The 13,748-nt window shown below is 45.9% G+C and carries 13 protein-coding genes; 11 read left to right on the top strand and 2 right to left on the bottom strand.

All coding sequences use genetic code 11. The features are described from left to right. Nucleotides 1-108 precede the first annotated feature (108 nt). The 10 genes from R7Q47_RS01420 (at nt 109) to R7Q47_RS01375 (ending at nt 11,311) form a co-directional block, all read left to right on the top strand. The gene (locus R7Q47_RS01420; protein WP_248486135.1) at nt 109-1,299 is read left to right on the top strand and encodes an MFS transporter; all 1,191 of its coding nucleotides are present in this window, start codon (nt 109-111) and stop codon (nt 1,297-1,299) included. Further along, entirely contained in the window at nt 1,274-2,242 is a 969-nt protein-coding gene (gene yidZ, locus R7Q47_RS01415; protein ID WP_248486133.1) for an HTH-type transcriptional regulator YidZ, read from the top strand. The genes R7Q47_RS01420 and yidZ overlap by 26 nt, the downstream gene beginning before the upstream one ends. A 141-nt stretch (nt 2,243-2,383) precedes the next feature. Continuing rightward, entirely contained in the window at nt 2,384-3,253 is an 870-nt protein-coding gene (locus R7Q47_RS01410; protein ID WP_248486131.1) for a DMT family transporter, read from the top strand. 388 nt (nt 3,254-3,641) lie between these two features. Then, nucleotides 3,642-5,819, top strand: a complete 2,178-nt coding sequence (locus R7Q47_RS01405; RefSeq protein WP_248486129.1) for an FUSC family protein — start codon at nt 3,642-3,644, stop codon at nt 5,817-5,819. 10 nt (nt 5,820-5,829) lie between these two features. After that, the gene (locus tag R7Q47_RS01400; protein ID WP_171345526.1) at nt 5,830-7,473 is read left to right on the top strand and encodes a TolC family protein; all 1,644 of its coding nucleotides are present in this window, start codon (nt 5,830-5,832) and stop codon (nt 7,471-7,473) included. Then, entirely contained in the window at nt 7,473-7,676 is a 204-nt protein-coding gene (locus R7Q47_RS01395; RefSeq protein WP_005374946.1) for a DUF1656 domain-containing protein, read from the top strand. Before R7Q47_RS01400 ends, R7Q47_RS01395 begins: the two co-directional genes overlap by 1 nt. A 12-nt stretch (nt 7,677-7,688) precedes the next feature. Continuing rightward, entirely contained in the window at nt 7,689-8,579 is an 891-nt protein-coding gene (locus R7Q47_RS01390; RefSeq protein WP_047102391.1) for an HlyD family secretion protein, read from the top strand. A gap of 16 nt (nt 8,580-8,595) precedes the next feature. Beyond that, nucleotides 8,596-9,282, top strand: coding sequence for a potassium channel family protein (locus R7Q47_RS01385; RefSeq protein WP_005386935.1), 687 nt, complete (start codon nt 8,596-8,598; stop codon nt 9,280-9,282). Continuing rightward, nucleotides 9,275-10,423, top strand: a complete 1,149-nt coding sequence (locus R7Q47_RS01380) for an AI-2E family transporter (RefSeq protein ID WP_005386936.1) — start codon at nt 9,275-9,277, stop codon at nt 10,421-10,423. The genes R7Q47_RS01385 and R7Q47_RS01380 overlap by 8 nt, the downstream gene beginning before the upstream one ends. Before the next feature lie 216 nt (nt 10,424-10,639). Then, nucleotides 10,640-11,311, top strand: coding sequence for a DUF2057 domain-containing protein (locus R7Q47_RS01375; RefSeq protein ID WP_017634411.1), 672 nt, complete (start codon nt 10,640-10,642; stop codon nt 11,309-11,311). Between the two features lie 59 nt (nt 11,312-11,370). On the opposite strand, the gene R7Q47_RS01370 is transcribed toward R7Q47_RS01375, so the two are convergent. Both R7Q47_RS01370 and R7Q47_RS01365 read right to left on the bottom strand, forming a co-directional pair. Next, the gene (locus R7Q47_RS01370; RefSeq protein WP_005374936.1) at nt 11,371-11,817 is read right to left on the bottom strand and encodes an RDD family protein; all 447 of its coding nucleotides are present in this window, start codon (nt 11,815-11,817) and stop codon (nt 11,371-11,373) included. Between the two features lie 180 nt (nt 11,818-11,997). Further along, entirely contained in the window at nt 11,998-12,762 is a 765-nt protein-coding gene (locus tag R7Q47_RS01365) for a ferredoxin--NADP reductase (protein ID WP_005374935.1), read from the bottom strand. A 210-nt stretch (nt 12,763-12,972) separates the two neighbouring features. Between R7Q47_RS01365 and R7Q47_RS01360 the strand changes: the two genes are divergently transcribed. Next, nucleotides 12,973-13,425 (top strand): acyl-CoA thioesterase, encoded by a 453-nt coding sequence (locus R7Q47_RS01360; RefSeq protein WP_005374933.1) that lies wholly within the window; start codon nt 12,973-12,975, stop codon nt 13,423-13,425. Nucleotides 13,426-13,748 lie beyond the last annotated feature (323 nt).

Genomic DNA, 13,748 nt, shown 5'->3' with positions numbered 1-13,748 from the left:
CAATTCATACAGGGTATGTCGTAAATAGAAATACCTGGTGTCGTATTTCCCACTCGCAGGCAAACGTTTAGCACTCTATTATCCTCGCCATTCGATAGAGAGGTTTCCATGTCCCGTTTTTTACTTTGTAGTTTTGCACTCGTTTTACTCTACCCTACTGCCATTGATTTGTATCTTGTTGGTTTGCCTCAAATTGCGTCAGATCTCAACGCCAGTGAATCTCAGTTGCATGTTGCGTTTTCGATCTATTTAGCTGGCATGGCTACCACCATGTTATTCGCGGGGAAAATTGCAGACTCTGTGGGACGAAAGCCTGTTGCCGTCGTCGGCGCGATGATCTTCGTGCTCGCGTCTTTTCTCGGCGGGATGGCTAAGCAACCAAACACTTTCTTGATTGCTCGCTTTTGCCAAGGCATCGGGGCTGGATCTTGCTATGTCGTCGCATTCGCGATTTTACGCGACACGTTAGACGATGAACGCCGCGCGAAAGTATTGTCGATGCTCAATGGCATCACCTGTATCATTCCAGTGATCGCACCCGTGATTGGTCACTTGATTATGCTGAAATTTCCTTGGCCGAGTTTGTTTACCACGATGGCAGGAATGGGCATTCTCGTCAGTGTATTGGCCATTTTTGTTCTCAAGGAATCACTACCCAGCCAACAAGGTGAAGAACAGACAACGCCAGAGAGCCATCAAGAGACTTTCTTCGAGCGATTTTTTATCAGTAGGCTGATCATTACTGCGCTTGGAGTGACCACCATTCTGACTTTTGTGAACGCTTCACCAATTGTTGTGATGAGTATGCTTGGTTTTGATCGCGGTGGCTATTCTTCCATCATGGCGGGGACTGCGACGATCAGTATGTTGATTTCGTTCTCGGCGCCATTGGCATTGGGGATTTTCAAGCAGCGAACCTTAATGATGAGCTCCCAAGTATTGCTCGTTTGTTCAGCCATCGTGCTCAGTGCAGCCCATTTCCATGATGGACAACCTTTTTACTATGTGTTCGGACTTGGGCTGATTTGCGCAGGCTTCGCTTGTGGCTTTGGCGTGGCCATGAGCCAAGCGCTCAGCCCATTCTCTCAACAAGCTGGCATGGCAAGCTCGTTACTGGGCATTGCTCAAGTTTGTAGTTCCGCGTTCTATATTTGGTTTATGGGTTTCATCGGCGTTACTGCACTGAATATGTTGGTGTTTATCTTAGTGCTAGGTAGCGTAATCAGCCTTGCTCTAATACTATTGATTCCAAAGCCTGTTCACGATACCCATTATGAAGAAATCCCTAGCGCGACTTGATTTAAACTTACTGTTCACTCTGCAATTATTGTTGCAAGAGCAAAGCGTCTCGAAAACCTCGAAAAAGCTGAACGTTACGCCCTCTACCGTAAGTAAGTCGCTCAACAAACTTCGTCATTGGTTCGATGATCCTTTGTTTGTCAAAACACCTAAAGGTCTTGCGCCAACGCCTTTGGCGCAAAGCATGGAGCAAGATCTTGCAGAATGGCTGCAAATTGGCAGCCAGATTGCAGAAAAACGCAGCGATATTACGCCCAAAGGAGTGCGTTTTGATATCACGATTGAGTCGCCATTAGTGCTCACAGTGCTGGACAGACTCATCGTCGCTATCCACCAGCGATACCCTGAAGCGAAAGTAAAAACCAGTAACTGGGATTACGATTCACTCGACGCCATCATTCGAGGCGAGGCGGATATCGGTTTTACCGGCCGAGAAAGTCACCCTAGATCGAAAGAGTCGTTGGATCTTCTGCCTTATTTCTTGGATTTTGAGATTCTATTTTATGACCTGCCGATGGTGTATTTACATAAAGATCATCCGGCATTACAGCAAGAGTGGAATCTCGAGACCTTTCTGAGCTACCAACACATCAATATTGTTTGGGAAAAAAGTGAAACTTGGGCGTTGGATGAAGTATTAACGGAACTAGGGCTACAGCGCTCTATCGGGCTGACGATGTCCAACTTTGAGCAATCCCTTTTTATGGCAGCGCAGCCGACGCATGACATGATCACCACCGCGCCGCACTATTGCAAAAGTTACACAGAAAAGCTGCATCTCGATTTGGTGTGCTTGCCAATTCCGTTAGACCAAACTCAACAAGACAAGTTACTGATTCCATTTACCATGATTTGGCATAAACGAAATGCGTACAATCCAAAATTGCTATGGTTGAAAAACACCATTAAGTCATTGCACAAACAACCTTCCCAACCACAGTAACACTTGGGCTAAGGTCAGGTTTTCTCTGGTTATTTTTAATGACTTTCTTGCTCTGATAGCTATAACTAATCACTTTATCAACTAATAAAAATGTTCTTTTGGATCTACACTAGCTGTTCATTTACACGCTAAGGGCTAAGGATGTCGACCTTTTTACTCACTGCTATTGCAATGCTGGCGTTCGCCGCCAATTCATTATTGTGCCGACTTGCCTTGGCCGAAGGGTTAATTGATGCAGGAAGCTTCACTCTCGTTCGATTGATATCTGGCGCTGTTATCTTAATCGCATTGCTTGTCGTGAGAGGTCAGTGGAAAACCGATCGGCCAACTTCTCGCTTTCGCTTTTTTGCTGGCGTGGCGTTATTTGGTTACGCTGCCCTTTTCTCTTTCGCGTACTTACAACTGGCGACAGGAACCGGTGCTTTGCTTTTGTTTGGTGCCGTGCAACTGACGTTACTGGCAATCTATTGGTGGCAAGGTGAGCGCTTTCAGTTTCTCGAAATCATCGGTATCGGCCTTTCGATTGTTGGCTTTGTTTGGTTAATGTTGCCATCTGCCACGCGCCCCGATATTAGCTCTGCACTTCTCATGTTGATTTCTGGCGTTTGTTGGGCTGCGTTTACTGCGCTCGGTAAACAAGCGCCTTCTCCAAGTAGTGGAATCACGTGGGGATTCATCGCAGCATCAATAATTGGCGTGCTCCTTTCGCCATTAATCTTGTCCTCAATCCACCTTTCTTTGAGCGGAGTGTTGCTCGCTATCGCATCTGGTGCCATTGCCTCTGGCCTTGGTTATACACTTTGGTACCAAGTCGTACGTAAGCTCTCTTTGCTCCAAGCCGCCGTCAGCCAACTTTCCGTGCCAGCCATTGCTTTGCTACTCGGCAGCATCGTACTCCACGAGCCTCTTTCACTGCATACTCTTTCAACCAGCGGCATCATTCTTGGTGGGATCGCTTTAGTTTTTTTATCTCGATCCAAAAAAACAAACGAACAATCGGCAAGCCGATAAAAAGTAATAACTTTCCCTCTCAAGTACCCATTCATCATCTATGCTTTTTAAAGCAGTAAAGCTCATTGCAGATGGTACAAGTGGTCTGCTTTGGTACCAGGCGAAGAATATAAGGTGAGAATTGGCTCACACAATGCAGCGATTTTGTTTCAAAAGTGAGAATCGTCACAGATCGCGAATTTGCTCGTTTTAGGCGTTTCGCCAATAACGCCAAGGGCTAGCACGAGATCAAGCCAAATACGCACTTTTTGTTTTGACAAAGGGTTTACAAAGCACACTTTTTCACCCGCTATATTCCGCCCCCCGAATTTATTCAGAACAAGATTCTGATTATTCATATAAGAAATTCATCAACTTATAACGATAAGCCTGAGCAAACTTTGACACTATGAACGACAAAATAAAATTCGCTATTAAAGTATCGCTTAGCCTGACTCTGGCTTATCTGATCCCGTTTGCCATGGGTTGGCCGCAAGCATCGACGGCCGCAACTACTGTAATGCTGATTGCATCGACAGGCAGTCGTCGTGAATCACTCGCCAAAGGTACCTTACGCGTGTTAGGTACATTGGTTGGTGCCGTGGTTGGCTTGTTACTGGTGGGGTTGTTTGCTCAAGACCGCTTGCTGTACATGCTGAGCGTGTCGGTTGTGGTCTCATTCATTTTTTACTTCCGTAATGCCTATCAAAAAGATCCAACGCTACTCATGCTGACCGGCGTGATGACACTGATGATGTCCAATGGCGGTGACGCAGAAGGTGCGTTTCTTTATGGCGTTGACCGCGCCTACATGACGGTGTTTGGGGTGGTGGTTTACACACTCGTGGGGACTTTCTTATTCCCGACCAAAACAGAACAAAACCTAAGACAGCTCATCGAACAACTCAACCAAGCACAACGCGCGTTGTTCACCTCTATCTTGCAAAATTTCGAGCAAAAATCGGCAGGGCAAATCTCTCCTCAAGAAGGCGGAGAAGAAAATCCAGAAGCGGAAGAGCCACAACCTCCTAGCGTGGACACTCTCATCGAAGAGATGTTTGCCGCTCAAAATGCGCTCGAACAGCGTTTTGCCACGGTCAGTGTGGAATGCAGTGACGTGTCGGCCTACATGAAAGAGTGGCGCTTGGCAGTTCATTTGAACAAGCAGGTAACGCAACAATTGACCGTCGCGGCGCACAGCTACTTTAGCCACCAGCAAGACCGTGAAAGCATCAGCAACTTTGCTCAAGCCGTGGCGGAAATTGACGCGCTATTTGATACCTGCCAACAAGTCTGGGACGAAAAAGAGCCCGCTTTTCGTGCTCAAGAGTTCAAAGTCGAATACAACCAGGCGTTGCTTGAAGACGCGGCGCACCTAGAGAAAGGCTCTGCGCTTATGCTGGGGCACCTCTTGGGGCTCATGCATCAAAACTTGTCGCGTTTAGCGGAGAGCATTAGCTGCATTGACTCTGTGACGAACAATGTCTCCTTTGACGTGCCGCTGCCGAAACCGAAAGGCAAGTTTCTATGGTGGGACGCAGAAAACTTTAAAACCGCGGTCAAAACCTTTGTCACTTATTGGGTTGCAGGACTGATTTGGATTTATTTCAATCCACCAGGCGGCTACTCGTTCGTGGTCTTCTCGACCATGTTTATGTCTTTGCTGTCGTTCGTGCCTGTGCACCCGATTTTGTTGCTTGTGCTGTTCACTTTCGGCTTTTTGTTCGCGGTGCCTTCTTACGTCTTCATTCTTCCGCAATTGGATCTCGGGTTAGAACTTGGCCTATTCATCTTTATCTACACCTTTATCGGCTTTTATCTGTTTAACGGACCAGTGACGATTTTCTACATGGTGGGCTTGTTTGTTCTCGGTTTAGATAACAACATGTTCTATCACTTCGGGATCCTCATGACGATCATGCTGTTGTTTTACATGGTGGTGTTCATGATTATTTTCGCGCACTACTTCCCGTTTAGCTCACGACCAGAACACCTCTTTTTGACCATAAAAGAACGCTACTTCCGACATACCCGAGAGCTCTTCACTACCTATCAACAGCAGTCCAGCTCGGTTATTACGCCGCTCAAACGGGCCTTGCACTTGGTGACGCTCAATGTCTCATCGAAAAAGCTCAAAGTCTGGGGTTCGAAAATCAACCACAAACACTTTGATAAAACCACGCCAGAAGCGATTGGCGCGTTTAGCAAAGCGTGTGATGTACTCAGTAATCACATCAACATCTTAATGGCCGCCGAGAAAAAGTTGATGGCCAATCCGCTGATTACTCAGCTTCGTCAACAACACCGCGATTCCATCATTCCTTTGATGGCAGGCGCTTTAGCCAGCCATCAAGCAACACAAGAACTCGACTCCGTATTCGACCAATACAGTCAGGATTACCAAACATTCGAAGATAAACTGGAAGATTTTTTTAGTGAGTTGGATTTATCTGACTACGCTTATTCAGAGATAGCCGGTTTTTATATCTTGCTGAATTTAAAACGGAACGTGTTCGAAGCAATCAAGCATTGCAAGCAAACCTACGAGGATATCGATTGGGTGAACTTACAACAGAAGCGTTTTTAAAGGTGGGGATATGATGCTTCCAAAACTAACCAAACCAAGCCTCGCCATACTTTCTTTGCTCGGACTCAGTGCGTGTACCACGGTAGGACCAGATTATGTTCATCCAAAGCAGGCGCCACTGCCAAGTGACTGGTCGGTGCAAAAAGCAGCCAAAGATACGCAGCAATCAGAGCAACAGCTACAACAATGGTGGCAGCAATTTAATGACTCAACTCTTAATCAGCTGGTTGAGTTGGCGAGCAAACAAAACCTCGATTTAGAAGCCGCAGGGCTACGAATTGTCCAAGCACGTTCATTGCTTGGTATTTCGACTGGCTTGCAATACCCACAAGTTCAAACCGTGTCAGGAAACCTAGCGCGTGCCTACGTAAATGATCAGGGCGTGAATAACGCCACTTTGTCGTTTGATGCTGCTTGGGAAATGGATGTTTGGGGCAAGTATGCTCGCGGTATTGAGTCGGCAGAAGCGGGTTACTACGCATCCATCGCATCGTATCACGACATCATGGTCACCATAACCGCCGAAGTGGCGCGCAATTACATCAACTATCGCACATTCCAAGAACGTATTTTGCTGTCTCGCCGCAACATAGAGATTCAAGAGCGTGTCGTACGTATTACTCAGGTGCAGTTCGACTCTGGCAACGTTACAGAATTGGACGTTCAACAAGCTAAAAACCAACTCTACACCACCAAAGCAGCGTTACCGAGCCTCGAAGTGGCAATGAAGCAATCACGTACTGTGTTGGCTTTGCTACTGGGTCTGTTACCAGAAGAAGTAGATCGACTGCTACAGTCGGATGGGATGCACAAGCAAATCGCTGAGTACGAAGCCCAGTTCAAATCGACGGGCAGAAAATCGGCGCTATCGGGCACCGACGAGCGTTCCATTGTGCCACGTCCACCGCTTTTGGATACGCAAGTGGATGCTAACTTAGTGATGCGACGTCCGGATTTGCAAGTCTCTGAGATGCAAGCTCGCGCGCAAAGTGCGCAGATTGGCGTGGCAGAAACCGCTCTGTACCCAAGCTTTTCGTTGTTCGGTTCCATCGGTATCGACAGTACGGTTCCCGATGGCAGCAGTTTCAGTTTTAGCGATTCGCTCACCATGGTGGTTGGCCCAACGTTCAGTTGGAACATTTTCCAATACGGACGCGTGAAAAATAACATTCGTTTCGAAGATGCTCGCTTCCAAGAAACGCTGACGAACTACAACAAAAAGGTACTGCAAGCCGTTAATGAAGTCACCAATGCAATCGAAGCGTATGACCTGTATTTGCAACAAAAAGATTTACGCTTGCAATCGGTCAACTCTTCCATTCGTGCGTTCAACATATCCATGACACAGTACGAAAACGGACAAATTTCATTCGAACGTCTGCTTAACTCGGTTGAAAAAATGACCCGTGCGGAAGACAGCTACGCAACGATCAAAGGGAACGTGGCGAACCAAGTTGTCGCACTCTATAAAGCCCTCGGTGGAGGCTGGCAAACCCAAACAGGCAAACCCTTCCTCAGTGAATCTATTGCCAAGCAAATGACAGAACGAACTGACTGGGATGGTTATTTAAATGAAGAAAACCGCGTATTGCCGCCTTTGCGCCTCGAAACTCCGGCTGAGACCAGTGATGAAAACAAAACGGAGGATCTCTAATGCCTCATGAACTTTCTTGGGGAGACGTTTACTTTTCTCCCACGTTACTGGTGCTCTTTCTCGCCGTCACGGCCACGTGGATAACGGTGATGATATTGAACAAGACACGTTTGTCTCGCTTCATCGCTTTTCCGTCTCTGACGTTTATTGCCATCATGGTCGGTTATGTGGTGGCCATCGACAGCTTTTATATTCAATTTTAGGTGCCAAACAAGATGAAAAAACTATTCGTAATCGCACTCAATCTTGTCATTCTTGGTGGCGCAGCTTGGCTCGGCTATCAAAAGTTTGAGGAATACTTTAATAACCCATGGACACGAGATGGACAAGTGCGTGCCAACGTCATCAAAGTGGCTCCTCGCGTTTCAGGCCCAATTGTAAATGTCGCGGTGCAAGACAACCAAGAAGTAAAAACGGGGGATTTACTGTTTGAAATCGACCCTGCTACTTACCAGGTTGCGTTATCTCAAGCCGAAGTAGCACTGGAGCGCTCCATTGTTAGCTCTCGCGGTAAAAAAATCGAATATGACCGCCTAAAAGACATTCGTGCCAAAGACCGTGGCGCGGTTTCTCACAAGGATCTGATTCGTCGTGAAATCGCTTACGAAGAATCGCTACTGCAAATCAAATCTGCAGAAGAACAACTAAAATCAGCACGCCTAAACCTCAGCTTTACCAAAGTTTATGCGACCGTCGATGGTTTTGTATCTAACCTCGATATTAGAAACGGTACGCAAGCGGTCGCAAACCAACCACTGCTCGCACTGATCGACAAAAACAGCTTTTGGGTATTTGGTTTCTTCCGTGAAAACCAACTTGCGCAAATCGAACCTGGCAGCCAAGCGCGTGTCACTTTGATGTCTCACCCAGACACGCCAATTGACGCGACGGTTGACTCGATTGGTTGGGGTATTGCGCCCAAAGACGGCACGGTCGGCTACAACCTTCTTCCAAACGTAAACCCTGTTTTTCAGTGGATTCGCTTAGCACAACGTATTCCGGTGCGAATCTCCCTACAAGAACTTCCTGAAGATGTTGATCTTCGATTCGGGCTTTCTGCGTCCATCATGGTGATGAAAGAGTCATCCGCAGACAGTGAACAATAACTAAGTGAGAAGAGCCATGGTCATTGGTAAAAACCTCAAAAACATTAATGAAGAAAACAACTTCTTCTATCTAACCTTAGCGCTAGTGATTTTGTTGCTAGGGAGTGCGATGGCACAAGTCGTAGGTGAAGGGACGATTGAACACATACTTCAGGCTTTCACGGTTCTGACGTTTATCGTCTGTTTTGCGAGCCTTCGCTTTGACAAAACTTGGTCTCGTTTCCTCTACAGCCTGTTTGGTGTTTGGGTTCTTGTGATTGTGATCAAGACCGTTTTCGACATCAGAGAGATGAATGTGGTGATGCTTGCCCTCACCTTTACGTTCTTTTTCGGCACTTTTAAATCCATCGCAAGACAGATTCTTTTCACCGGCCATGTCAACAGCAACAAAGTCATTGGCTCGGTCGCGCTTTTCTTGCTGCTTGGTCTGATGTGGGCGATTGCCTACCTCATTCTGCTTGAGTTTTCGCCTGAAGCCTTTACCGGTATGGAAGCGATTTCTTGGGGGCAGAACTTCTCCAATGCAGCGTATTTCAGTTTCGTTACCTTAACCACGCTCGGTTATGGCGACATTAGTCCTCTAACACCACTGGCTCAAGTCGTGGTGTATTTAGAGGCCATCACAGGTGTTTTTTATATGGCGATTGTTGTTTCAAGTCTCGTCAGTTCTAACATTGATCATCAGGTAAACAAAAATGGATAAACAATCGGTAAAAATCGACAGTAAGCTTTTCATCAGTAATATGGTGGAATCGGCAATACGCATTGGCTTGATCTTTGTCTTGCTGATGTTTACGTACGACATCATCAAACCCTTCATCCTTCCGGTTATTTGGGGCGCTATTATAGCCGTCGCTTTAATGCCGCTTACCCAAAAATTGCAGCGTGTATATGGTGGTCGCAGAGGTCTGGCAGCCACAACCATTGCTTTACTTGGTATTGCCCTCCTTGTCACGCCACTTGTTATGGTATCAGGCTCCATTGTGGATGGTGCAACGCACGCGCTTGAAGTACTACAAAATGGACAAGTGAAAATACCAGGGCCAAAACCTTCCGTAGCGGATTGGCCTATCGTGGGTGATAAGCTCTACGAAGTGTGGACCCTATTCGCTACTAATCTTGAGCAAGCGATTCAAACCTTTATGCCACAAATAAAGGCAGGACTCACATCTTTACTGGGTACACTGGGGGGCGTATTGGGAAGTTTACTGCTTTCAATCTTGTCACTTGCGATTGCAGCAGGTTTCATGACGTACTCTGAATCTGCAGCATCAGGCTTAAGAACCATCGCGATTCGAACCGCTGGTGAAAACGCAAAAAGCTGGACCACGCTTATCGCTGCGACAATTAAAAGCGTACTGCTTGGCGTAGTCGGTGTAGCGGCGATTCAAGCACTGTTGATCGGTGCTGGTTTCTTCGTATTTGGCGTTCCGGCAGCAGGTTTACTCACACTGCTTCTAATGATTTTATGTATCGCTCAGCTCCCGGCGTTGCTCGCAGTGCTACCTGTGATTGGCTTCATGTACATGACCCAAGACACCTCAACAGCAACCATGTTTACTGTTTGGGTCGTAGTTGCGGCTCTTTCTGAAAACCTGTTCAAACCAATGTTAATGGGACGTGGCGTCGACGTGCCAATGCCTGTGATTCTGCTCGGTGCCATCGGTGGTATGCTTTTCTACGGCATCGTTGGTCTGTTCTTAGGTGCCGTTATCCTAGCAATTTGGTATGAGTTATTTGTTTGGTGGTTGAGCATTGAGAAAGCACAACAGCAAGAAGAAATGGCAGAACAACAAGACGCTTCTGATGACCAATCAGAACCTGGACACGGTGCTGGAATTTAATAAATCAATAAGTTAGAAAGAAATTTAATCTATAACTTATGATATCAAACCGCTGCATTTCAGCGGTTTGATTCTATTTGGATCACAGTTTCGTCGTAATAAATGCGATAAAAATGACGTTCTTGTTAAATTTTCATACTTATTACACTTGGGAGTTGCAATCGGGCAATGAACGATGCACTCTCGATGACCACTAATTTGCTTAGGATAAAAACAATGAAATTGATCAAGCCTTTAACTTGTGCGCTTGCTCTCGCAATGAGTGGCATGGCATTCGCAGATGTAACCGTGAGTGTTCCTGACAACGTTTCAGTATTAGCGGCTAACGGTGAAAAAGCAGATCTTTCGGGTGGTTTTTTCGCCTCTGAAAGAACACTGACGTTACCTGATGGCCTTAACCAAGTCGTATTTCGTTTCGCCCCTTACTTCAACCAAGGTAATGACCGTTTAAGTGTTGAAAGCGATGTTATCGTTACACGATTTGACGCGACCAATGCCGAACTCACTCTACAAATGCCAGAATACCGCAACCTACGTGATGCGGAAGAGAAGATCAAAGACTTAGATTGGAAACTGGTTGATGATTCTGGCAACGCAATCGCGGTTGACCAGGACAAGTTGCTCAAACCGGGTATGCAAATCGGTCGTGATTACGTACGTGAAATCGAAGATTATAACCAAGCTGGCGGTGCAGCAGCCGTGGCTTTTGCTGGCGCAGCAACCATGCAGCCAGTCACGCTTCCTGCAAAGGTTCCTGCGGATATGAAGCAAGTGAGAGCAACTGCGGTTAAAGCGGATTCGACAGCTGAAGAGATGCTGCACTTCTGGTACCAAAAAGCAGACGCAGAAACCAAAGCTCGCTTTAAGAAATATGTTAATCAACAGTAAATCTGGTTAACTTTATCGATATTAAAAAAGCCACTTCACGTGGCTTTTTTGATCAAAAATTAGGAAGCTTGGACAACTTTAGTATTGGCGATCAAGTCATGCAACAATCGTCGCTCCGGATGAAAGAACAACAATGCCAAATTTACCAACGGGATCCCCGGAATGAGCATCTCCAGCAAGTAGCTAATAACAAGCCTTAACCCTGCTGTAACTTTCGTTGCCTTACTATCATTTTTCATTACAACTTTAATACCAATCATGCGCATACCAATGGTTTGCCCATGACTCAATGCATTCCAGTTGATCATTAAAACCGTTGGTAAAGAAAGCAAGTAAAACGCCTGAGTTTCACGAACAAGCGTGAGGTTATCTGCTAAAGAGAGCTGAAAGTCGTTAAGAAAAGAGTTAATACTCAATGCGATGATTAACACGACCACCATCGCAAAGAGCAGGTCGATAAAACCAGCAATGATTCTCTGTTGCTTGCTCGCGATAAAAGCATACATGGACTTCAGTCACCTCAATGTAATTGGTTAAGCGAGAATGACTGAGTGTACAGACGCGCAATGGTGAGCGCAGTTTAGGTATTGCCAACATAATATTCAACTAAGAACATACTAAATCGCGATCGTATCTCAAAAGTAATCATTACATCTTGAGCATAACCGTATCAATTTAACAAAACGCTACCAGTAACGTTCGTAAATGATATTTCCCCCTGTTTGATGGCGATACTTTTCCAAGCCTAGCTCTTGTAAGACGGGCACGGTATCTTTGATCATTTGTGGATTCCCACACATCATGACAAAGCTACGCTGAGCTGAGAATGGCGCATCAGCGGCGTTGGACAGTAAACCCGATTCGATGAGTTCAGGAATTCGGCCTTGTAATTTACCATCAACCACTTCCCTGCTGACTATCGGTATATACTTTAATCTGCCTTCATATCGTTGCTGAAGCTGTTCAATTAGGTATTTATAAACCAGATCTTTTTCGAAACGAACGGCATGAACCAGAACAATGCGCTCATTGTGAGGCGGTAAGTTTATATCATCCAGCAGCGATAAAAACGGTCCAATCCCCGTACCTGTAGATAGCAGCCACAGGTCATGAGCCTGTTTAGGAATAGAATCATGGATTAAATCGCCATGTGCGGTGGCACCGACATAAATGCTATCACCAGATTTAAGCTTTTGGAGCCGTGGAGAAAGTTGTCCTTGAGGGTCGGCTACTATTAGAAACTCCAACCAATCGAATTGCTCGCTTGGCGCATTAACCACAGAGTAAGCGCGGCTGATCGGCTTACCTTCATCATCAAGCAAAGCAAGCTTGGTGAATTGGCCAGCTTTAAAGGAAAGAGGCGCGCCAGATATTCTCAAACTGAACAGCTCACCTGTCCAATCGATGCGTTTCTCAACTCTTGCGAGGTTGAAACCTTTGAGTTCAATCATGAGACACCTCCTATCTGGTTACTCTTAGTTAAACTTACGCCTTCAACTCAATTATGTAAAGTTTCTAGTTTACATAATCAAACCACTATTTCATTTCACATTTTAAAAACAATTTTATTACATATTAAATGATTACATCTAGAATAAATGCTCAAAGTGATAAGTCGCGTCGCAATTTGTGGCAAAGCAGATGAAAAAGGAGCAATAAAAATGGACACACTGTTAAAGGACTTTCCCGTTATCACAGAGATAAAAGTCGCATGGGGTGAAATGGATGCTCTGCAACACGTTAATAACGTGGTCTATTTTCGCTACTTCGAGACCGCACGTTTAGATTACTTCAACAAAATTAACCTGCTGGTCGACCTGCAGACCTCGCAAATTGGACCAGTACTGAGCGAGACTCAATGCCGCTACAAATTGCCTGTTACTTACCCAGACACGCTATTAGTCGGTTCTCGCGTAATCGACATGCAAGAAGATCGCATCACGATGGAGTACCAAGTGCTGAGTAAGAAGTGGGGTAAAATTGCGACCATCGCGACCGCCACTGGTGTGATGTTTGATTTTAAGAACAACGTTAAAGCTGCGATTCCAGATCACGTTCGCCAGTCGATTTTAGACTTGGAAGGAACCGTGGGTAGTACGCATCATTTGGAGTAGCAATAAACGAGAGATTAAAGGCGAGGTTCCCGACAGCGCTTCTTCATCGCTATCGGGAATGATGCTGAGGTACCATTCCAACTTACGCAATAAGAAAACTAGCGTCATTCTAATGAGCCTAAGTGAATCATTCGAAACCTCGCTAAACGTAACAGCAGCGCGACTCTTCCAGCCTACGCGATAAGAAAAGCTGCGTCATTCTAGCGAGACTAAGAATCTACTTGCCGCTTGCTGCAGACCATAGAACCATGAATAAACTCAATACAATCTGAGGGTAAATTCTGAATCACGCTCGTTCCTCTCGGTTCAGAATAACAGTTCGA

This window comes from Vibrio sp. Vb0349, assembly GCF_033338975.1.
Note: the sequence above shows the minus strand (reverse complement) of the source record. Positions and strands in the feature narration are given on the sequence as shown.

What these genes read in the sequence shown, in the direction of transcription:
- R7Q47_RS01410 (WP_248486131.1), top strand. Translation starts at nt 2,384, where the DNA reads ATGTCGACCTTTTTACTCACTGCTATTGCAATGCTGGCGTTCGCCGCC.
- R7Q47_RS01390 (WP_047102391.1), top strand. Translation starts at nt 7,689, where the DNA reads ATGAAAAAACTATTCGTAATCGCACTCAATCTTGTCATTCTTGGTGGC.
- R7Q47_RS01400 (WP_171345526.1), top strand. Translation starts at nt 5,830, where the DNA reads ATGATGCTTCCAAAACTAACCAAACCAAGCCTCGCCATACTTTCTTTG.
- R7Q47_RS01370 (WP_005374936.1), bottom strand. Translation starts at nt 11,817, where the DNA reads ATGTATGCTTTTATCGCGAGCAAGCAACAGAGAATCATTGCTGGTTTT.
- R7Q47_RS01380 (WP_005386936.1), top strand. Translation starts at nt 9,275, where the DNA reads ATGGATAAACAATCGGTAAAAATCGACAGTAAGCTTTTCATCAGTAAT.
- R7Q47_RS01395 (WP_005374946.1), top strand. Translation starts at nt 7,473, where the DNA reads ATGCCTCATGAACTTTCTTGGGGAGACGTTTACTTTTCTCCCACGTTA.
- R7Q47_RS01365 (WP_005374935.1), bottom strand. Translation starts at nt 12,762, where the DNA reads ATGATTGAACTCAAAGGTTTCAACCTCGCAAGAGTTGAGAAACGCATC.
- R7Q47_RS01420 (WP_248486135.1), top strand. Translation starts at nt 109, where the DNA reads ATGTCCCGTTTTTTACTTTGTAGTTTTGCACTCGTTTTACTCTACCCT.
- R7Q47_RS01385 (WP_005386935.1), top strand. Translation starts at nt 8,596, where the DNA reads ATGGTCATTGGTAAAAACCTCAAAAACATTAATGAAGAAAACAACTTC.
- R7Q47_RS01375 (WP_017634411.1), top strand. Translation starts at nt 10,640, where the DNA reads ATGAAATTGATCAAGCCTTTAACTTGTGCGCTTGCTCTCGCAATGAGT.
- yidZ (WP_248486133.1), top strand. Translation starts at nt 1,274, where the DNA reads ATGAAGAAATCCCTAGCGCGACTTGATTTAAACTTACTGTTCACTCTG.
- R7Q47_RS01405 (WP_248486129.1), top strand. Translation starts at nt 3,642, where the DNA reads ATGAACGACAAAATAAAATTCGCTATTAAAGTATCGCTTAGCCTGACT.
- R7Q47_RS01360 (WP_005374933.1), top strand. Translation starts at nt 12,973, where the DNA reads ATGGACACACTGTTAAAGGACTTTCCCGTTATCACAGAGATAAAAGTC.